The 19655-nt window shown below is 73.1% G+C and carries 15 protein-coding genes; 6 read left to right on the top strand and 9 right to left on the bottom strand.

The annotated features are described in order from the left end of the window. The first annotated feature begins 11 nt into the window (after nt 1–11). Together ACXVGS_RS10170 and ACXVGS_RS10175 are read left to right on the top strand one after the other, a co-directional pair. Nucleotides 12–2735: a DNA translocase FtsK gene (locus ACXVGS_RS10170; protein ID WP_458536915.1), complete on the top strand. Its 2724-nt coding sequence runs from the start codon at nt 12–14 to the stop codon at nt 2733–2735. A 150-nt stretch (nt 2736–2885) separates the two neighbouring features. After that, nucleotides 2886–3641, top strand: a complete 756-nt coding sequence (locus tag ACXVGS_RS10175) for a DUF4118 domain-containing protein (RefSeq protein WP_458529788.1) — start codon at nt 2886–2888, stop codon at nt 3639–3641. A 3-nt stretch (nt 3642–3644) separates the two neighbouring features. On the opposite strand, the gene ACXVGS_RS10180 is transcribed toward ACXVGS_RS10175, so the two are convergent. The 7 genes from ACXVGS_RS10180 to ACXVGS_RS10210 all read right to left on the bottom strand — a co-directional run bounded on the left by ACXVGS_RS10180 (nt 3645) and on the right by ACXVGS_RS10210 (nt 12635). Further along, the gene (locus ACXVGS_RS10180) at nt 3645–4322 is read right to left on the bottom strand and encodes a response regulator (protein ID WP_458531695.1); all 678 of its coding nucleotides are present in this window, start codon (nt 4320–4322) and stop codon (nt 3645–3647) included. Then, the gene (locus ACXVGS_RS10185) at nt 4319–6895 is read right to left on the bottom strand and encodes an ATP-binding protein (RefSeq protein ID WP_458529790.1); all 2577 of its coding nucleotides are present in this window, start codon (nt 6893–6895) and stop codon (nt 4319–4321) included. Before ACXVGS_RS10185 ends, ACXVGS_RS10180 begins: the two co-directional genes overlap by 4 nt. A gap of 77 nt (nt 6896–6972) precedes the next feature. Beyond that, nucleotides 6973–7548 (bottom strand): potassium-transporting ATPase subunit KdpC, encoded by a 576-nt coding sequence (gene kdpC, locus ACXVGS_RS10190; protein WP_458529791.1) that lies wholly within the window; start codon nt 7546–7548, stop codon nt 6973–6975. Between the two features lie 6 nt (nt 7549–7554). Continuing rightward, nucleotides 7555–9582: a potassium-transporting ATPase subunit KdpB gene (kdpB, locus tag ACXVGS_RS10195; RefSeq protein ID WP_458529792.1), complete on the bottom strand. Its 2028-nt coding sequence runs from the start codon at nt 9580–9582 to the stop codon at nt 7555–7557. Further along, the gene (gene kdpA / locus ACXVGS_RS10200) at nt 9579–11228 is read right to left on the bottom strand and encodes a potassium-transporting ATPase subunit KdpA (RefSeq protein WP_458529793.1); all 1650 of its coding nucleotides are present in this window, start codon (nt 11226–11228) and stop codon (nt 9579–9581) included. The genes kdpB and kdpA overlap by 4 nt, the downstream gene beginning before the upstream one ends. Next, nucleotides 11228–11524 carry a K(+)-transporting ATPase subunit F gene (kdpF, locus tag ACXVGS_RS10205; protein ID WP_458529794.1) on the bottom strand — a complete coding sequence of 99 codons (297 nt, stop codon included), beginning with the start codon at nt 11522–11524 and terminating at the stop codon, nt 11228–11230. Before kdpF ends, kdpA begins: the two co-directional genes overlap by 1 nt. Further along, complete coding sequence (locus ACXVGS_RS10210) at nt 11436–12635, bottom strand: dipeptidase (RefSeq protein ID WP_458529795.1); 1200 nt, start codon at nt 12633–12635, stop codon at nt 11436–11438. Before ACXVGS_RS10210 ends, kdpF begins: the two co-directional genes overlap by 89 nt. 36 nt (nt 12636–12671) lie before the next feature. Here ACXVGS_RS10210 and rimO point away from each other — a divergent pair, with 36 nt between their 5' ends. From rimO to ACXVGS_RS10230, 4 genes are all read left to right on the top strand, one after another. Further along, the gene (rimO, locus tag ACXVGS_RS10215; RefSeq protein WP_458529796.1) at nt 12672–14150 is read left to right on the top strand and encodes a 30S ribosomal protein S12 methylthiotransferase RimO; all 1479 of its coding nucleotides are present in this window, start codon (nt 12672–12674) and stop codon (nt 14148–14150) included. Beyond that, nucleotides 14147–14872: a CDP-diacylglycerol--glycerol-3-phosphate 3-phosphatidyltransferase gene (gene pgsA, locus ACXVGS_RS10220; protein WP_458529797.1), complete on the top strand. Its 726-nt coding sequence runs from the start codon at nt 14147–14149 to the stop codon at nt 14870–14872. Before rimO ends, pgsA begins: the two co-directional genes overlap by 4 nt. Then, on the top strand, nt 14869–15441 hold the full coding sequence (locus ACXVGS_RS10225) for a CinA family protein (protein WP_458533316.1): 573 nt from the start codon (nt 14869–14871) through the stop codon (nt 15439–15441). The genes pgsA and ACXVGS_RS10225 overlap by 4 nt, the downstream gene beginning before the upstream one ends. 100 nt (nt 15442–15541) lie before the next feature. Then, the gene (locus ACXVGS_RS10230; RefSeq protein WP_458529799.1) at nt 15542–15847 is read left to right on the top strand and encodes a helix-turn-helix domain-containing protein; all 306 of its coding nucleotides are present in this window, start codon (nt 15542–15544) and stop codon (nt 15845–15847) included. Between the two features lie 100 nt (nt 15848–15947). Here ACXVGS_RS10230 and ACXVGS_RS10235 read toward each other — a convergent pair whose 3' ends face one another. Beyond that, nucleotides 15948–16823, bottom strand: coding sequence for a DNA-formamidopyrimidine glycosylase family protein (locus tag ACXVGS_RS10235; RefSeq protein ID WP_458529800.1), 876 nt, complete (start codon nt 16821–16823; stop codon nt 15948–15950). A 9-nt stretch (nt 16824–16832) separates the two neighbouring features. Next, nucleotides 16833–19655, bottom strand: a 2823-nt coding sequence (locus tag ACXVGS_RS10240) for a DNA glycosylase AlkZ-like family protein (RefSeq protein WP_458536916.1), incomplete at its 5' end; no start/stop codon positions are given.

The raw sequence follows: 19655 nt of genomic DNA on the forward strand, positions 1-19655 counted from the left end.
AGCCTGCGAAGGTGGCGACCCGGACGACCTCCTCCTCGCGCTCGAGCTCCTCGGGACGCGGCGGCGCCGCGCGCCCGGCGGCGCGGACGCCTGCGGCCAATCGCAAGCCCGCCGCCCGCAAGCCTGCTGCCCGCAAGCCGGCGCCGCGCAAGCCCGCGCCCCGGGCGGCCACCCTGCCCTGGCCGGTGCGCGCCGTGCGTGGTGCGTGGATGGGCGTGGCCCACCTGGCCGGCGGCACGGTCCGCAAGGTCGGCCACAGCGCGCGTGAGCTCGAGCCGGAGCACCGTCGCGACGGCGTCGGCTTCGCGCTCATCGCCCTGGCCATCATCGTGGCCGCGCGCGAGTGGTGGGCGCTGCGCGGTCCGGTCGGCGACGTGGTCCACGCCGTGGTGGCCGGCACCTTCGGCCGGGTCGGCCTGGCCGTCCCGATCGTCCTGATCCTGCTGGGGCTGCGCCTGCTGCGCGCCCCCGACGAGGCCTCCTCGACCAACCGCATCGGCATCGGCCTGACGGCCCTGGCCTTCTCCGCTGCCGGCCTGGTGCACATCTCCGCCGGGGTGCCGAGCCCGTCCGACGGGGCGCCCTCGATGCGCGAGGCCGGCGGCATCATCGGCTTCCTCGCCTCGAGCCCGGTCGTCGCGGGCGTCACCGTCTACGGCGCGGTGCCGATCCTGTTGCTGCTGGGGGCCTTCGGGCTGCTGGTGACCACCGCCACGCCGGTCCACATGGTGCCGACCCGGCTGGGCGAGCTGCGCGACTGGGCCCTGCACCGCAAGCCCGAGCCCGAGCCGGAGCCCGAACCCGAGCCGCAGCCCAGGCCGCGCCGCCGCCGGGCTGTCGCCGACGGGGGCCTGGACGGGGACGAGGCCTTCGAGCAGGCCGCGATCGTGGCCCGCGAGGCCAGGGCCAAGGGCTACCGGCCGGGGGAGAAGCGGCCCACCCCGCCCGGCACGCTCGCGCCGGGGGAGGACGCCGCGGCCGCGGCGCTCGCCTCCGCCCGAGCCGGTGCCTCAGCTGCTCCCGCCGCCGGCGCGGCTGCCGTGCCCGCCAAGGCCCCGCTGGAGCCGCCGCCCACCAGCCCGCTGCCGCAGCGCGTCGAGCAGCTCGCCCTCGCCGGCGACGTGACCTACACGTTGCCCGACAACGCGATCCTGGCCCCGGGCTCGCCGCACAAGACCCGCAGCGCCGCCAATGACAAGGTCGTCGAGTCGCTCACCGAGGTGCTCGAACAGTTCGAGATCGACGCCCAGGTCACCGGGTTCATGCGCGGGCCCACGGTGACCCGCTACGAGGTCGAGCTCGGCCCCGGCGTCAAGGTCGAGCGCGTCACCGCGCTCTCCAAGAACATCGCGTATGCCGTCGCCTCGGCCGACGTGCGCATCCTCAGCCCGATCCCGGGCAAGTCCGCGATCGGCATCGAGATCCCCAACACCGACCGCGAGAAGGTCAGCCTCGGCGACGTGCTGCGCAGCCAGACCGCGCGCAACAACGAGCACCCGATGGTCATGGGCGTCGGCAAGGACGTCGAGGGCGGCTACGTCATCGCCAACCTCGCCAAGATGCCGCACCTGCTGGTCGCCGGCGCCACCGGAGCCGGCAAGTCCAGCTTCGTGAACTCGATGATCACCTCGATCCTCATGCGCGCCACCCCCGATGAGGTGCGCATGGTGCTGGTCGACCCCAAGCGCGTCGAGCTCACCGGCTACGAGGGCATCCCGCACCTGATCACGCCGATCATCACCAACCCCAAGAAGGCCGCCGAGGCGCTGCAGTGGGTCGTGCGCGAGATGGACACCCGCTACGACGACCTCGCGGCGTTCGGCTACAAGCACGTCGACGACTTCAACAAGGCGGTCAAGGCCGGCAAGGTCAAGCCCCTGCCCGGCTCGGAGCGGGTGATCCAGCCCTACCCCTACCTGCTGGTCATCGTCGACGAGCTCGCCGACCTCATGATGGTCGCCCCCCGCGACGTCGAGGAGTCGAGCGTCCGCATCACCCAGCTCGCCCGCGCCGCCGGCATCCACCTGGTGCTCGCGACGCAGCGTCCGTCGGTCGACGTGGTCACCGGCCTGATCAAGGCCAACGTGCCCTCGCGCATGGCGTTCGCGACCTCCTCGCTGGCCGACTCCCGGGTCGTGCTGGACCAGCCGGGCGCCGAGAAGCTCATCGGCCAGGGTGACGCGCTGTTCCTGCCGATGGGCGCGAGCAAGCCGATGCGCGTCCAGGGCGCGTGGGTGACCGAGTCCGAGATCGAGCAGGTCGTCGCCCACGTCACCGAGCAGCTCAAGCCCAACTACCGCGAGGACGTCACCGTCGTGGCGGCCAAGAAGCAGGTCGACGACGACATCGGCGACGACCTCGACCTGCTGCTGCAGGCGACCGAGCTGGTGGTCACCACGCAGTTCGGGTCGACCTCGATGCTCCAGCGCAAGCTGCGCGTCGGCTTCGCCAAGGCCGGCCGGCTCATGGACCTGCTCGAGTCGCGTGGCGTCGTCGGCCCCTCTGAGGGCTCCAAGGCGCGCGACGTGCTCGTCAAGGCCGAGGACCTGCCGACCACCCTGGCGCTGATGCGCGGCGACGAGGTGCCCGACCCCGAGCCGGTGTTCGACCAGGCCAAGACCGCCGAGGCGCCGGCCCCGCTCGGCGGCCCGACCCGTGACTCGCTGGCCCCCGAGGGCTACGAAGAGGTCGAGGCCGACGACGAGGACGCCTGGTCGCTGACCGGACGCGACTGAGCCCGGCCCCGGTCCTGCGGCGGCCCGGTGCCGCCGCGGCACCCGGGGTGAGGGGCACGGCATACCGGCCCGGGGCCTTGACGCGACCTTGACGCGGCGTTGACGCGAAGGTCCCTGTCCTCCGGACCCGCCCCGGGTTACAACGAAGGCATGACACGTGACGTGCTCCGTGAGCGGCTGCTGTGGCTGGCGGCCGTAGTGGTGCCGTTGGCCGTCTGCCTCCTCGCCGTCCCGGTCCGGGACACCGTCGCCAACACCAGCGTGGCGCTGGTCCTGGTCATCGTGGTCGTCGGGGTGGCCAGCCTGGGCCGGCGCTGGCCCGGCATCGTGGCGGCAGCCTCCGCGGGTGTGTGGTTCGACTTCTTCCTCACCCAGCCCTACCAGCGTCTGACGATCACCTCACCCGACGACGTCGAGACCCTGCTCCTGCTGCTGGCGGTCGGCGTCGCCGTCACCGAGGTGGCCCAGTGGGGTCGCCGGCAGCAGGCGGCGGCGTCCCGGCGCGAGGGCTACCTGCAGGGCCTGGAGACCATCGCCCGTGCGGCCTCGGCGGGCACGAGCTCGCCCTCCTCGCTGGTCGAGACCGCGTGCGACCACGTGGCCGACGTGCTCCACCTCGATCGCTGCCGTTTCGTCTACGACTCCGGCCTGGGCCGACCCCGCATCGAGGCCGACGGCCGGCTGCGCATCGGGTCGGCCACGCTCGACGCGGACGTCCTCGAGCTGCCGGTCGAGGACGAGACCGAGCTCGTCGTCGAGAGCGGCGGGCGCTTCATGGGCCGGTTCCTCATGACGCCGCTGGCGGGCTCGGCGACCACCCGCGCCGAGCGGCTCGTGGCGGTGGCCCTGGCGGCCCAGGTGGGCGCGACGCTCCGGGCGTACGCCGACAGCCACCCGGCCCGCTGAGCCTCAGACCTTGAGCCGGTAACCGATGCCGGGCTCGGTGACGAGGTATCGCGGGTGGCTGGGGTCGGGCTCGAGCTTGCGCCGCAGCTGGTTGGCATAGACGCGCAAGTAGTTGGACTCGCGCCCGTATGCCGGGCCCCAGGCCGCGCGGAGCAGCTCCGCGTGCGTGACCAGCCGGCCGGGACTTTGCGCCAGGGCGGCCAGGAGCCGCCACTCGGTGGGGGTCAGGCGCACCTCGTCCGCGCCTCGGGTGGCGCGGTGGTCGCCGAAGTCGAGGGTGAAGTCGGCAGTGGTGACGACCGGAGCGTCGGCGGCGTCGGACGGGCCGCGGCGCACCGCGGCCCGGATGCGGGCGAGGAACTCGTCCATCCCGAACGGCTTGGTGACGTAGTCGTCCGCGCCGGCGTCGAGCGCCTCCACCTTGTCGTCAGACTCCTGACGCGCGGACAGCACGACGACCGGCACCTGGGAGGACGTCCGGATCTGTTGGAGCACCTGCACGCCGTCCATGTCGGGCAGGCCGAGGTCGAGCACCACCACGTCGGGTGTGCGTTCCTGCATCACCTGCAGCGCGGACCGGCCGTCGCCGGCGGACTCGACCTCATAGTCGCGCGCCCGCAGGTTGATCGTCAGGGTGCGCACGATCTGCGGCTCGTCGTCGACCACCAGCACGAACGTCATGAGGCCTCCCTGCCCACGGCGCCCCCGGACGGGGCGACCTCCGGTGCCTGCCCCGGCGGCGTCGGGCCAGCCAGCTGCCCGCCCGCCACGGGCAGGTCGACCACGATGGTCAGCCCGCCGCCGGGAGTGTCCTCGGCGGTCAAAGATCCGTTCATCGCCTCGGCCAGGCCACGAGCCACGGCCAGTCCCAGCCCGACGCCGCTGCCGCGAGGCACGTCGCCGAAGCGCTGGAAGGGGGCGAAGATGCCCTCCTTGGCGCTGTCCGGGACCCCGCTGCCGCGGTCCACGACGCGCAGCTGGAGGTGGCCGCCGATCCGGCTGGCGTTGACCACGACCTCCTGCCGGCCGGGGGAGTGGCGCAGGGCGTTCTCCAGCACGTTGGCCAGCACCCGGTCGAGCAGCCCCGCGTCGGCCAGGGCCGGCGGCAGCTCGTGCGGGATCCACGTGCGCACACGCTGGCCGTCCGGCAGCGCGGCGACCGTGCGGGCCACGACCTCGTCGAGGTGCAGCGGCTGCAGGTGCGGGGCGACCGTGCCGGACTGCAGGCGGGACATGTCGAGCAGGTTGCCGATCAGCGCATTGAGCCGGTCCGCGGACGCCTCGATGGACTCCAGCAGCTCGGCCTCGTCCTCGGCCGACCAGGTGACGTCGGTCTGGCGCAGGCTGGACACGGCCGCCTTGATGCCCGCCAGCGGGGTGCGCAGGTCGTGCGAGACGGCCGCGAGCAACGCGGTGCGGGTGCGGTTGTCCTTGGCGAGCGCGCCGGCCGCCCGGGCCTCCTCCACCAGCTCCTCGCGGGTGAGGATCGCCGCGGCGTGGGAGGCGAACGCGGAGACCAGCCGGCCCTGGCTGGCAGGGGGCACCCGACCGGTCATCACCAGGAACGTCGTGTCGTTGACCCGGGAGCGCACCTCGGCGCCCTCGACCAACGCCACGTCGAAGCCCTCGGTGGCGGCCAGCACCTCCCACGGGTCACGCACCGAGGCCCGCCGCACCACAGCGGCGGTGCGCATGGAGAACGTGTCGCGGGCCTGCTCCAGCAGGGTGGGCAGCTGCTCGGGCGTGCCCAGCAGCGAGTGGGCCAGCTGGGCGAGGATGCGGGACTCCTGCTGGGCGGCCAGCGCCTTGCTGGCCCGCAGCGCGCTGATGTGTACGACGGAGGCCACCGAGGCGGCGACCAGGACGAAGACCAGGACAGCCAGGGCGTTGCCGGGGTTGTCGATCGTGAAGGTGTGCAGCGGCGGGGCGAAGTAGTAGTTGAGCAGCAGGCTCCCGACGATGGCCGAGAAGAGGGCCGGCCAGATCCCCCCGACCAGGGCTGTGGCCACGGTCAGGGCCAGGTAGAGCAGCATCTCGAGCGGCAGGTCATGGTGCTCGCGGGTCGAGGCCAGGGCCCACGTCAACAACGGCAGTCCGAGCGCCGAGATCACCCAGGCGCTGATCGTCCTCCGTCGGCCCACCGTCCAGTCGGGCAGCACCTGGTCGAGGCCCCGGCGCCGGTAGCCGTGGCTGACGATGTGCACGTCGATGTCGCCGGACTCCGCGATGACGGACTCTCCGACGCCGCGGCTCAGGAGTGACTGGAGCCGCCCACGCCGGCTGACCCCCAGGACGATCTGGCTGGCGTTGACGCCGCGAGCGAACTCCAGGACCGCCTCGGCCACGTCGTCGCCGGTCACGGTGTGGAACGTGCCGCCGAGCTCGGCGGTCAGCCGGCGCTGCTCGGCCAGCTGCTCCAGGCTCGCGCCGACCAGGCCGTCGGAGCGAGCCACGTAGACCGCGACCAGCTCCCCGCCGGCGCCGGCGGAGGCGATCCGGGCTCCGCGGCGCAGCAGCGCGTCGGACTCCGGGCCGCCGGTCAGGGCGACGACGACGCGCTCGCGGGCCGGCCAGGTCTCGGAGATGCCCTGGTCGTGGCGGTAGCGCTCCAGGGCCTCGTCGACGCGATCCGCCAACCACACCAGCGCCAGCTCGCGCAGCGCCGAGAGGTTGCCCACCCGGAAGTAGTTGGACAGGGCCGCGTCGACCTTCTCCGCGGCGTAGATGTTGCCGTGGGCCATCCGGCGCCGGAGCGCCTCCGGGGACATGTCGACCAGCTCGATCTGGTCCGCCGCGCGCACCACGTCGTCGGGCACGGTCTCCCGCTGGCGGACCCCCGTGATCGCCTCGGTGACGTCGTTGAGCGACTCCAGGTGCTGGATGTTCACCGTCGAGATCACGTCGATGCCGGCGTCCAGGACGTCCTCGATGTCCTCCCAGCGCTTGGTGTGCCGCGATCCGGGCACGTTGGTGTGCGCCAGCTCGTCGATGAGGACGACCCGGGGCCGGCGGGCGATGACCGCGTCCACGTCCAGCTCGCGGAAGGTGGCCCCGCGGTACTCGATCTCCCGGGTCGGGATGCGCTCGAGGCCCTCGAGCAGCTGGGCGGTGAAGCTGCGCCCGTGAGTCTCGACCAGGCCGATCACGACGTCGGTGCCGCGATCCCGGCGCCGGTGCGCCTCCGAGAGCATGGCCACGGTCTTGCCCACCCCGGGGGCTGCCCCGAGGTAGATGCGCAGTGTGCCTCGTGCCATGGCTTGATTCTCGCCCTAACCGGCGACCCGCCGCGCGCACGAGGCGGCGGCGGGTCGCGGCATACGGTCGGTTCGGGTCACCGGGAGCCGAGCGACGCGAGGGCGACGTTGAGCTCGAGGACGTTGACCCGCGGCTGGCCGAGGAAGCCGAGGGACCGGCCCTGGGTGTGCTCGTCCACGAGCGTGCGCACCTGCTCCGCTGACAGGTGCCGCGCCGCGGCGACCCGCGGAACCTGCCAGAGCGCGTACGCGACCGAGATGTGCGGGTCCAGCCCGCTGCCCGAGGCGGTCAGCGCGTCGGCAGGGATGGCGCCGGTGGCCTGCGGGTTGGCCTTGAGCAGGGCGGCCTTGCGCTCGGCCACCGCCTTGACCTGCCGTGGGTCGTCGGCGGGCAGGTTGGACGCCGCGCTGGCGTCGCCGCTGTAGTCGACGGCAGACGGGCGGCCCTGGAACCACTGGGGTCCGGTGAAGGTCTGGCCGATCAGGCTGGACCCGACCACGTGCCCGCCGTGCTCCACGAGGGAGCCATTGGCAGCCGACGGCCGCACGACCTGGCCGACCCCCCAGATGGCTGCGGGGTAGATGGCCCCGAGGAGCAGGGTGAGCAGCAGCATCATCCGGGCGGAGGCGCCCAGCTGTCGCATGAACGTCATGGCAGATCAGCCCAATCCGGGGAGGTGCGAGATGAACAGGTCGATGAGCTTGATGCCGACGAACGGGGCGATGACGCCGCCGAGCCCGTAGATCAACAGGTTGCGCCGGAGCATCGCGCCAGCCCCCACCGGTCGGTAGCGGACTCCCTTCAGGGCCAACGGGATCAGCGCCACGATGATGAGGGCGTTGAAGATGACCGCGGAGAGCATCGCCGACTGGGGGCTGTGCAGCCGCATCACGTTGATGCCGTTCAGCCCCGGGAAGACCGCCAGGAACATCGCGGGGATGATCGCGAAGTACTTGGCGACGTCGTTGGCGATGGAGAACGTCGTCAGCGCACCGCGGGTGATGAGCAGTTGCTTGCCGATCGCCACGACCTCGATGAGCTTGGTGGGGTCGGAGTCGAGGTCGACCATGTTGCCGGCCTCCTTGGCCGCCGACGTGCCGGTGTTCATCGCGACGCCGACGTCGGCCTGCGCCAGGGCCGGGGCGTCGTTGGTGCCGTCGCCCATCATGGCCACGAGGCGGCCGCCCTCCTGCTCCTTCTTGATCAGGGCCATCTTGTCCTCGGGCGTGGCCTCGGCGAGGAAGTCGTCGACGCCGGCCTCCTTGGCGATGGCCGCGGCCGTGAGTGGGTTGTCACCGGTGATCATCACGGTGCGGATGCCCATGGCCCGCAGCTCCCGGAACCGCTTGCGCATGCCCTGCTTGACGACGTCCTTGAGGTGGACGACGCCGAGCACACAGGCCGGCCCGTCGCCGACGCGTTGCGCGACCACCAGCGGGGTGCCGCCGTTCTGGCTGATCCGGTCGACGACGGTCTGCAGCTCGGCCGGCACCCGGGCGCCGCTCTCGAGCACCCACTGCGAGACCGACGTGGTGGCACCCTTGCGGATCTGCGTCCCCGAGGGCAGGTCGACCCCGCTCATGCGGGTAGCCGCGCTGAAGTCGATGAACTGCGCACCCTCGGTGGCTAGCTGCTCGGCGGAGACCGCGTCCTGCCCGGACAGGTGCGTGCGGGTGAGGTCCACGATGGACCGCCCCTCGGGCGTCCCGTCGGCGAGCGAGGCCAGGTATGCCGCGTGGGCCAGCTCGGTGTTCGTCGCCTCGCCGACCGTGACGATCTCGGTCGCGTGCCGGTTGCCGAGGGTGATCGTGCCGGTCTTGTCCAGCAGCAGGGTGGAGACGTCGCCGGCGGCCTCGACCGAGCGGCCCGACATCGCCAGCACGTTGTGCTGGACGAGGCGGTCCATGCCGGCGATGCCGATCGCCGACAGCAGCGCGCCGATCGTGGTCGGGATGAGGCAGACCAGCAGCGCGACGAGCACGATGATCGACTGCTCCCGGCCGGAGTAGGCGGCCAGCGGCTGGATCGCCATGACGGTGACCAGGAAGATGATCGTCAGCACCACGAGCAGGATGTTGAGCGCGATCTCGTTCGGGGTCTTCTGCCGTGAGGCGCCCTCGACCAGGGAGATCATCCGGTCCAGGAAGGTCTCGCCCGGCTTGGTGGCGACCTGCACCACGATCCGGTCCGAGAGCACCGTGGTGCCGCCGGTCACCGCGCACCGGTCACCGCCTGACTCGCGGATCACCGGTGCGGACTCACCGGTGATGGCGGACTCGTCCACCGTGGCCACGCCGTCGACGACGTCCCCGTCACCCGGGATGACCTCGCCGGCCTCCACGATCACGCGGTCGCCGATCCGCAGCTCGGAGCCGGCCACCGTCTCGGTGCTGCCGTCGGGCAGCAGGCGCCGCGCCACGGTCTCCTTGCGCGCCTTGCGCAGCGTGGCGGCCTGGGCCTTGCCGCGGCCCTCGGCCACGGCCTCGGCATAGTTGGCGAACAGGACGGTGATCCACAGCCACACGGTGATGGAGATCGCAAAGGTCGAGGGGTGCAGCACAGACAGGACGGTGGTGCACAGTGAGCCCACCCAGACCACGAAGATAACGGGGCTGCGGAACAGGTGGCGTGGGTCGAGCTTGACGAACGCCTGCGGGATGGTGGCCACGAGGGTGTGGCGGTTCATGCGAGGGCCTCAGCAATCGGTCCGAGGGCGAGGGCGGGGAAGAAGGTCAGGCCGGCCACGATGACGGCGATGCCGACGAGCAGGCTGACGAACAACGGCGTGTGCGTGGGCATGGTGCCGGCGGTGACGGGGCGCCGCTGTTGGGCGGCCAGTGACCCGGCGAGGGCCAGGATCAGCACGATCGGCAGGAACCGGCCCAGGACCATGCACACCCCGAGGGTGATGTTGAAGAACGGGCTGTCTGCGGTCATGCCGGCGAACGCGCTGCCGTTGTTGTTGGACGCCGAGGCGTAGTTGTAGAGCATTTCCGTCAGGCCGTGCGGTCCTGTGGCGAGCAGGGCGGCGCGGCTGCCCGGCAGGGCCAGGGCGAGGCCGGTCCCGGCCAGCACGAGGACCGGCATGACGAGGGTGGTCAGGGCGGCGAGGGTGATCTCCTTGCGCCCGATGGTCTTGCCCAGCCACTCCGGGGTGCGACCGACCATCAGCCCGGCGATGAAGACCGACAGGGCGACGATGATCAGGGCGCTCGCGAGGCCCGATCCGACGCCACCGGGGGAGATCTCGCCGAGCAGCATGTGCAGGGCCAGCAGGCCGCCGCCGAGCGGGCTGTAGCTCTCGTGGAAGGAGTTGACCGCACCGGTCGAGGTTCCCGTCGTGGACACGGCGAAGATCGAGGAGCTCCACACGCCGAAGCGCTGCTCCTTGCCCTCCATCGCCGCGGTCACGGCGTGCGCGGCGTGCGTCTCGGCCCACAGCGTGAGACCGATCACGGTCGCCCACAGGGTGCCCATCAGGCCCAGGACGGCGTAGCCCTGACGGCGGTCGCCGACCATGACGCCGTAGGTGCGGGGCAGCGAGAAGGGGATGGCCAGGAGCAGGAAGATCTCGAAGACGTTGGTCAGGGCGTTGGGGTTCTCGAACGGGTGAGCGGAGTTGGCGTTGAAGAAGCCGCCGCCGTTCGTGCCGAGCTCCTTGATCGACTCCTGCGAGGCGACCAGGCCGCCCTCGATCACCTGCTTGCCGCCAGAGAGAGTGTGAACCGTGGTCGCAGCATCAAGGTTCTGGATCGCGCCACCGATGATCAGCACGACGGCCGCGACCGCCGCGAGAGGCAGCAGGATCCGCGTGGTCGCCCGGGTCAGGTCGACCCAGAAGTTGCCGAGCCGGTCGGTACCGACCCGGACCAGGCCACGGATGAGGGCCACCACGACCGCGAGGCCCGTGGCGGCGGAGGCGAAGTTCTGCACGGTCAGGCCCAGCGCCTGGGTCACCGCGGTCACCCCGGTCTCGCCGGAGTAGGCCTGCCAGTTCGTGTTGGTCACGAACGAGATCGCGGTGTTGAAGGCCGTGTCCACGTGCATGCCGGTGGCGCCACGGGCCAGCGGCAGGCGCAGCTGGGCCAGGATCAGCACGAACAGCAGCAGGAAGCCGGCGAAGGCGAAGGCCAGGACCGACATCGCGTAGGTCGTCCAGCGCTGCTCGGCCGACGGGTTCACCCCGACGGCCCGGTAGAGCAGCCGCTCGACGCGCCAGTGCCTCTCGTCGGTGAACACGCGCGCCATCCAGTTGCCGAGGGGCACATGGACGACGGCGAGGGCCACGACGAGCAGTCCGATGGTCAGCAGTCCGCTGAGTGTCGTCCCCATCAGAACTTGTCCGGCCTGATGAGGGCGTACACGAGGTACACGATGAGGGCGCCGGCGATGATCCCGGCGACGAGGTTCTCTGTCACACCCTCAGTACAGACCCGCACCCACGCGGGACAACCCGCCGTTGACGCACCGCTGATGCGCCTTGACGCGTTCTTGATGCCGGCCCGGAACCTGCTGGTTCGCAAGGTTCCAGGCGCTGCGTCAGCTCCCGGGGCGGTCCAGCCCGTGGTATGTCGCGAGGCTGGGCCCGCGGGTCTCCTGCAGCTCCCGGGCGCCGGCCTCGGCGTCACGCATCACCCGCAGCACGTTGCCGCCGGCGAGCTTGGCCAGGTCCTCGTCGGACCAGCCGCGGTCGGCCAGCGCGGCCAGCAGGCGCGGGTAGCCGCTGACGTCCTCCAGGCCGACTGGGTAGGTCTCGGTGCCGTCGTAGTCGCCGCCGATCCCGACGTGGTCGATCCCGGCCACCTCGCGCACGTGCTCGCAGTGGGCGACGACGTCCTCGAGGGCGGCCGACGGCTTGGGGTGGGCCAGCCGGTACTCGCGGGTGAACGCCCGGAACGCCTCGTAATCGGTCGACTTCACGCCGACCTCGGCCGCGGCGGCTGCGGCCTCCCGGCGCCAGGCGGCCACGACGGGGGAGACGAACTCCGGCACGAAGGTCACCATGCACACGCCGTTGTTGGCCCGCAGCGAGGTCAGGACGTCATCGGGCACGTTGCGCGGCACGTCGCACACCGCCCGCGCCGAGGAGTGGCTGAAGATGACCGGCACCTCGGTGGCCTTGAGCGCGTCACGCATCGTGTCCGCCGAGACGTGGGACAGGTCCACCAGCATCCCCAGGCGGTTCATCTCCCGGACCACCTCGACGCCGAACGACGACAGCCCGCCGAGGACCGGCTCGTCGGTGGCCGAGTCGGCCCACGGCACGTTGTCGTTGTGCGTCAGCGTCATGTAGCGCACGCCGAGGACGTAGAGCATCCGCAGCGCGGCCAGCGAGCACCCGATCGAGTGGCCGCCCTCGGCGCCCATGAGCGAGGCGATCCGGCCGGAGGCGAAGACGCGTTCCACCTCGTCCGCGGTGCGTGCGAAACCCAGCTCACCGGCATACCGGCCGACCATCTGGTGCACCGCGTCGACCTGCTCGAGGGTGGCGACCACCGCCGCGTCGTTCTGCAGGCTGCTGGGCACGAAGACCGACCAGAACTGGGCGCCGACGCCGCCGGCCCGCAGCCGGGGCACGTCGGTGCAGGTCGTGGCCACGTCGCCGCCGATGTCGAGCCGGTCGAAGTCGTAGCCGGTCTGCTCGCGGGCCTCCCACGGCAGGTCGTTGTGCCCGTCCACGAGGGGGTGGCGGCGCAGCAGCTCGGTCACGCGGGCAACGGTCGCGGTGGAGTCCGGCATGCGGTCATTCAACCGCAGCCCAACTATGGTGAGGGCATGACCTCCCCTGCCCCTTCCCCTGCGCGCAGCGTTGCCCTGGTGACGCTCGGGTGCGCCCGCAACGAGGTCGACTCCGAGGAGCTGGCCGGCCGGCTGGCCTCCGAAGGCTGGACTCTGGTGGACGACGCCGCCGAGGCCGACGTCGCCGTGGTGAACACGTGTGGGTTCGTCGAGCAGGCCAAGAAGGACTCGATCGACGCCCTGCTCGAAGCCTCCGACCTCAAGGGGGAGGGCCGCACCCAGGCCGTGGTCGCGGTGGGGTGCCTGGCCGAGCGGTATGGCGAGCAGCTCGCCTCCCAGCTGCCCGAGGCCGACGCCGTGCTTGGCTTCGACTCCTACGCCGACATGTCCGGCCACCTCTCGGCCATCCTCAACGGTCACAAGCCCGCCTCACACACCCCCTCGGACCGCCGGCGGCTGCTGCCGCTGTCCCCGGCCAGCCGCCAGGAGGGCGCGGGCTCGGTGGCCCTGCCCGGCCACGGCTCGGCTCCCGAGGTGCGCGTCCCCGAGACCGTGACGATCGAGGGCCCGGTGCCCGCCAGCGGGCCGCGGGTCATCCGGGCCCGGCTCGACGGCCGGCCCTGGGCGCCGCTGAAGATCGCCTCCGGCTGCGACCGGCGCTGCGCGTTCTGCGCGATCCCCATGTTCCGCGGGGCCTTCGTCTCGCGCCGACCCTCCGACGTGCTGGCCGAGGCCCGGTGGCTGGGCGAGCAGGGGGTCAAGGAGATCTTCCTCGTCAGCGAGAACTCCACGTCCTACGGCAAGGACCTCGGCGACCTGCGGCTGCTGGACACGATGCTGCCCGAGCTGGTGGCCGTCGACGGGATCGAGCGGGTGCGGGTGTCCTACCTGCAGCCCGCCGAGATCCGCATGGACCTGCTGGACGTCATGGCCTCCACGCCCGGGGTCGTGCCCTACTTCGACATCTCCTTCCAGCACGCCAGCGAGTCGCTGCTGCGCCGGATGCGCCGGTTCGGCTCGCGGCAGGCCTTCCTCGACCTCATCGACCAGGTGCGTGCGCGGGCGCCTCAGGCCGGGATCCGCTCCAACGTCATCGTCGGCTTCCCCGGCGAGACCGAGCAGGACGTCGCCGAGCTCGAGGCCTTCCTCACCGCGGCACGGCTCGACGTCACCGGGGTGTTCGGATACTCCGACGAGGACGGCACCGAGGCCGAGACCTACGACGGCAAGCTGCCCGAGGACGTCGTGGCCGAGCGCCTGACCCACTTCACCTCGCTGGTGGAGGAGCTGAACATCCAGCGCGCCGAGGAGCGCCTCGGTGAGGTGGTCGAGGTCCTCGTGGAGGAGGTCGACGACGAGGAGGTCTCCGGTCGTGCGGCCCACCAGGGCCCCGACGTCGACGGTGTCACCCTGCTCGAGCTCGCGGACGGCGCCCCCACCCCCGCGGTCGGCGACCTGGTCACCGCCCGGGTCGTCGCGACCGAGGGCATCGACCTGGTCGCGGAGCCGGTGTGAACGCGGCGCTGCCCACGCCGGAGGGCCCCGCGCCCGACCCGGACGAGCCGGTCGTCCTCGGGGAGCCGGAGCAGCAGCCCAGCGCCTGGAACATCGCCAACGCGCTGACGGTCCTGCGCATCCTGCTGGTCCCGCTGTTCGGCTGGCTCCTGCTGCTGGACCACGGCACGCAGGCCAAGTGGCGGATCGCCGCGGCGCTGGTGTTCGGGGTGGCCCTGCTGACCGACCGCATCGACGGGGACATCGCCCGGCGCCGCGGCCTGGTCACCGACTTCGGGAAGGTCAGCGACCCGATCGCCGACAAGGCGCTGGTGGGCATGGCCCTGGTCGGGCTGTCCCTGCTCGACGAGCTGCCGTGGTGGGTGACCATCGTCATCCTCGCCCGCGAGCTCGGCATCACCGTCCTGCGGTTCTTCGTCATCCGGCACGGCGTGATCCCGGCCAGCCGCGGCGGCAAGCTCAAGACGGGCGTGCAGGCGGTCGCCATCGCCCTCTACGTGCTGCCGCTGTCCGGTGCGTGGCACGACGTTGCGGTGGTCGCCATGGCCCTGGCCGTCATCGTCACGGTCGTGACCGGCGTCGACTACGTCGCGCGGGCGCTGACCCTGCGCCAGACGAGCCCGCGCGCGGCCGCCAAGCGCGCCCGGCGCGCCGAGCGTGAGGCAGCGAAGGCGGCTGAGGCCGCCGATCGCGCCGCGGCGAGCGGTCACGAGTCGCCGTGAGCGAGGGTGGCGTGGTCGGCCCCGAGGTGTATGCCGTGTGCGCCGACCTGGTGGGCCGGCTCACCGGCCGGGGCCTGACCGTGGCCACGGCGGAGTCGCTCACCGGTGGCCTGGTCGCCGGCGCCCTCACCGACGTGCCGGGGTCGTCGCTGGTCCTGCGCGGCGGCGTGGTGGCCTACAGCGTGGAGGTCAAGGCCTCGGTCCTTGGTGTCGACGCCGGGCTGCTGGCCTCGCGCGGGGCGGTGGATGCCGGGGTGGCCGAGCAGATGGCGTGCGCGGCGCGCGAGCGGCTGGGCGCGACCTACGGCCTGGCGACCACCGGTGTGGCCGGCCCCGAGCCTTCCGAGGGCAAGGCCGTGGGCACGGTGTTCGTGGCCGTCGCCGGCCCGCGCACGACCCGGGTGCAGGCACTGTCCCTGACCGGCTCGCGCGCCGAGATCCGGCGCCGGTCGGTGGCGGCCGTGCTGGACCTGCTGGCCCAGGAGATGCTCGACGAGGACGAGCTGTCCGCCCGTCCCGGGGGCGGCGGCGGGCGGGCCGGGGAAGATGCACCCCCTCCGGCGGGTTGAGCCTGACGTGCGGCAAAGCCACCATCCCGCAGGCGCGGGACCGACCCCTCGCGGTACCGTGGGGCAACATCGCAAGTCCGAGCCAAGTGGAGGAGGCGTCATGATCTTGCTTCGTCGTGAACTCGGTGACGTGCTCCGCGAGCAGCGCCAGGCCCAGGGGCGCACCCTGCGCGAGGTCTCCGCGTCGGCTTCGGTCTCCCTCGGCTACCTCAGCGAGGTGGAGCGCGGTGAGAAGGAAGCGTCATCCGAGCTGCTGGCCTCGATCTGCGGGGCGCTGAACCTCCCGCTGTCGCAGGTGCTCAGCCACGTCTCCGACCGCGTCGCCGAGTCCGAGGCGGTCAACGCCCCGGTCGCGCTGCCGGTCACCCGGATCTCCGGCCGCCTGGTCTCCGCCTCCGCCGCCTGACGCGCCGGCGCTGCCAGAATCCTCCCAGCTGGACCTTGTTGCCCCTTCAGGTCTGCTGAAGGGGCAACAACGTCCAGCTCCGCTTCCAGCTCGGCGCGACTCAGCGGGGGCGGTAGCCCGCACGAGTCTGCCGTGGGCCCGACCCCAGCGGTCGCTGCGGCCCGCCGTCGTCGGTCGGTCCCAGCCCGCCCTGGCATCCCGGGCAGTAGAACATCGTGCGCTCCTGCGACGGTTCGCCGATCATGGCCACCCGGATGCTGCCACCGCAGCGCCGGCACGGCCGACCCGAGCGGGCGTGGGCGTAGCTGGTCTCGCCGCGGCGGGTGCTGCCGGTGCTCGTCTGCACCGCCTGGTGCCGGCTGGCGCCGAGCAGCCGGTGGGCGCGCTCGACCACGCCGGCGAGCGCCGCGTCATCGACCTCGCCCACCGGCGTCCAGGGGTGCAGGCCCTCGAGGAACAGTGACTCGGCCGCCCACAGGGTGCCGATGCCGGCCAGGTTGCGCTGGTCCAGCAGCGCGGCCCCCAGCGCCCGTCCCGGCTCACGGCGCAGGTTGGCCACGGCCAGCGCGGCGTCCCAGTCCGGCCCGAGCAGGTCCGGGCCCAGGTGGCCCACCAGCGTGCGCTCCTCCGCGGTCGGCACGAGGTCGAGCATGCCCAGGCGCAGTCCCAGCGCGGTCCAGTCGGCGGTGCCGAGGACAGCCCGCACGCGGTCGCCGGCGAGCTGGCGCCCGGTGACCTGCGGGGTGGCCTCGACCCGCCATTGCCCCTCCATGCGCAGGTGGCTGTGCAGCGTACGGCCGGTGTCCAGCCGCTGCAGGATGTGCTTGCCGCGGCTGATGACTTCGAGCGTGGTCGCGCCGCGCAGGTCGGTCGTCGCCAGTGAGGGCCAGCGCAGGTCGGCCACCAGCAGGGGTGACCCCGCCAGGGCTTGGTCGAGGCGGTGGGCGGTGCGCCAGACAGTGTCGCCCTCAGGCATGGCGAGACCTCACCGCCGCAGGCGCAGGCCGCGGGGGGTGGCATGGAAGCCGGCCTCGGCCAGCGCAGCGGCCAGCGGGTGGTCGGAGCCGAGGAGCGAGCCACCGTCGGCCTTCTCGACGGTCAGCCGCCCCAACGCTCCCTCGCGCACGGCCAGCGCCAGCGCGTCGGCGGCCGCCTGCAGCACCGGAAGCTCCTCGGTCCAGGACAGCAGCGTCTTGCCGCCGCGCTCGACGTAGATGGCCAGGGAGCCGTCGACGAGGACCACGAGTGCCCCCGCCTTGCGCCCGGGCTTGTGGCCGCCCGCGTCGCCGGCCCGCTCGGGCCAGGACAGCGCCGCGCCGTAGGGGTTGGCCGGGTCGGAGGCGGCGAGGACCACGGCGGACGGGCCGGCAGGCCCACGGGCTCCTGGCCGGTGTGCTCCGGGACCCCGGCGCGCCCCGGCGTCGCCGAACCCGGGCCGGCTGCCGGCGGCACCCGGGCGCGACCCGGACCCGGGACCGGCCCAGTCGGAGCCACCGCTCAGGGGCGTCTCCCACTCGGGCATGGCGGGGGCTGACACCTCGGGCAGCGGCCGGCTGAAGGCGCGGAGCCTGTCGACCGCACCGGTGGTGGCGAACTGCGCCGCGCCCAGGCCCTCGACGAAGTAGCCCCGGCGCACGCGGCCGGACTCCTCGGCGGCAGCGAGCACGCGGTAGACCCCGGCAAAGCCGCCGCTCACGCCCTCGGCCACCACCGACCCGCGGGTCACGACGCCGTAGCGGTCGAGCAGCACCTCGGCCGTGGCGTAGGACCGCACCGTGGCGTCGGGCTCGACCGGCGGCAGCAGCGACCAGCGTCCGGCGGCGGTCGGGGGACCCGACCGGGCGGGCAGCGCGGGCCGCCCGGTCGCCGGCCGGCGTCCCGACAGCGCGCCGAGCGAGCCGGCCCGGCCGGAGTAGCGGGTCGAGCGGGGGGCCGTGCGGCGGGGCTTGTGGGCCGTGCGCCCGCCGGAGAGCAGCGCCCGCAGCGGGGTGAGCGTGTCGTTGGTGACGTGCCCCGCCCACACCAGGTCCCACAGGAGCTGGGTCAGGGCCGCATCGTCGGTGCCTCCCACGGCGTCGGCGAGGGTGCGGAAGAAGAAGGCGCCGCCGCCGGCCAGGGCGTCGAGGACGGACTGGTGCCCGGCGGTCAGCTCGAGCTCCTCGCCGGTAGGGGCCAGCGTCAGGTGGGCGGTCTCGGCCAGGTGCAGGGACACCCAGCCGTCGTCGCCGGGCAGGGCCGCGTGCCCGCGCCAGAGGACCTCGCCCGAGGCGGTCAGCTCGTCGAGCAGCGCAGGGGAGTAGTCGGCGACCCGCGCGGGCAGCACGAGCGTCTCGACCGCGCTGGCCGGCAGGACCGCCCCCGCGAGCTGCTCCACCGCCCGCAGCACCCCCTCGGTGCCCCGCAGGCCGGCGCCGACGCCCTGCCAGGCGGGCAGGAAGCGGGCCAGGTCGACCGGCGGCACCGGCTCGACCTCGGCGCGCAGGGCTGCCAGGGACCGGCGGCGCAGGGTCCGCAGCACCTCGGCGTCGCAGTAGTCGGTGCCGTGCTGGCCGCCGCCGGACTCCACCGGCCGCAGCTCGCCCTCGACCATCCGGCCGGCGCCGACGAGACGCTGCACCGCGGTGCCGACCACGGCGGTGCCCAGCCCGAACCAGGTGGCCACGTCGTGCAGGGTGAACGGCCCGTGCGTGCGGGCGTAGCGCGCCACCAGGTCGCCCAGGGGGTCGGGGACCGGCTCCAGGAACACCTCGGGCACGCCCACCGGCACGGCCGCCCCCAGGGCGTCGCGAAGGCGACCGGCGTCCTCGATCGCGGCCCAGCGCTCCTCGCCGGCGATGCGGACCCGGATGAGCCGCCGGTCGCTCTCGAGGTCGACCAGCCAGCCGGAGAGCTCCTTGGCGGTCGTGCCCTCGACGCAGCGCTCGTGGATCGCGGTGAGCGGTAGCGCCCCGAGCACCCGGACCAGGTCGGCGACGTCCTCGGCGTCGCGCGCCCGGCGCCCCTCGGCCAGGCGCTGCAGCTCGGCCTCGGTGCGGGCCAGCTCGGCCGGGTCCAGCAGGTCGCGCAGGGCGGCGCCCTCGCCCCGGCCGAGCAGCTCGGCCAGCAGGGTGGGGTCGAGGGCCAGGGCCGCGGCGCGGCGCTCGGCCAGCGGGGAGTCGCCCTCGTAGAGGAACTGGGCGACGTAGCCGAACAGCAGCGACCGGGCGAACGGCGACGGGGTCGTCGTCTCCACCTCGACCATCCGCACCGACCGGGAGCGCAGGTCGCCCATGAGCGACACCAGACCCGGCACGTCGAACACGTCCTGGACGCACTCGCGCACGGTCTCGAGGATGATCGGGAACGAGGCGTACTTGCTGGCCCCCTCCAGCAGCTGCGCGGCGCGCTGGCGCTGCTGCCAGAGCGCCTGGCGTCGGTCCGGCCGGCGGCGGGGCAGCAGCAGCGCCCGGGCTGCGCACTCGCGGAACCGGGACGCGAACAGGGCCGAGCCGCCGATCTCGGTGGTCACGAGGTCGTGCACCTCGTCGGGCTCGAGCGCGACCAGGGCGAGCAGCTCGGCGCCCACCGCCCCGCCGTGCTCGCCCTCGAGCTCGATGTCGGGCAGGCGGAAGACGATGCCGTCGTCGCCGTGCATCGCCTGCACGTCGACGCCGAACCGCTCCCGCATCCGCGCCGAGACGCACAGCGCCCACGGTGCGTGCACCTGCGCCCCGAAGGGGGAGTGCACGGCCACCCGCCAGTCGCCGAGCTCGTCGCGGAACCGCTCGACCACGATCGTGCGGTCGTCGGGCACGTGCCGGGTGGCCTC

The organism is Oryzihumus sp. (assembly GCF_054325275.1).

What these genes read in the sequence shown, in the direction of transcription:
- ACXVGS_RS10175 (WP_458529788.1), top strand. Translation starts at nt 2,886, where the DNA reads ATGACACGTGACGTGCTCCGTGAGCGGCTGCTGTGGCTGGCGGCCGTA.
- ACXVGS_RS10180 (WP_458531695.1), bottom strand. Translation starts at nt 4,322, where the DNA reads ATGACGTTCGTGCTGGTGGTCGACGACGAGCCGCAGATCGTGCGCACC.
- ACXVGS_RS10185 (WP_458529790.1), bottom strand. Translation starts at nt 6,895, where the DNA reads ATGGCACGAGGCACACTGCGCATCTACCTCGGGGCAGCCCCCGGGGTG.
- kdpC (WP_458529791.1), bottom strand. Translation starts at nt 7,548, where the DNA reads ATGACGTTCATGCGACAGCTGGGCGCCTCCGCCCGGATGATGCTGCTG.
- kdpB (WP_458529792.1), bottom strand. Translation starts at nt 9,582, where the DNA reads ATGAACCGCCACACCCTCGTGGCCACCATCCCGCAGGCGTTCGTCAAG.
- kdpA (WP_458529793.1), bottom strand. Translation starts at nt 11,228, where the DNA reads ATGGGGACGACACTCAGCGGACTGCTGACCATCGGACTGCTCGTCGTG.
- ACXVGS_RS10210 (WP_458529795.1), bottom strand. Translation starts at nt 12,635, where the DNA reads ATGCCGGACTCCACCGCGACCGTTGCCCGCGTGACCGAGCTGCTGCGC.
- rimO (WP_458529796.1), top strand. Translation starts at nt 12,672, where the DNA reads ATGACCTCCCCTGCCCCTTCCCCTGCGCGCAGCGTTGCCCTGGTGACG.
- ACXVGS_RS10230 (WP_458529799.1), top strand. Translation starts at nt 15,542, where the DNA reads ATGATCTTGCTTCGTCGTGAACTCGGTGACGTGCTCCGCGAGCAGCGC.
- ACXVGS_RS10235 (WP_458529800.1), bottom strand. Translation starts at nt 16,823, where the DNA reads ATGCCTGAGGGCGACACTGTCTGGCGCACCGCCCACCGCCTCGACCAA.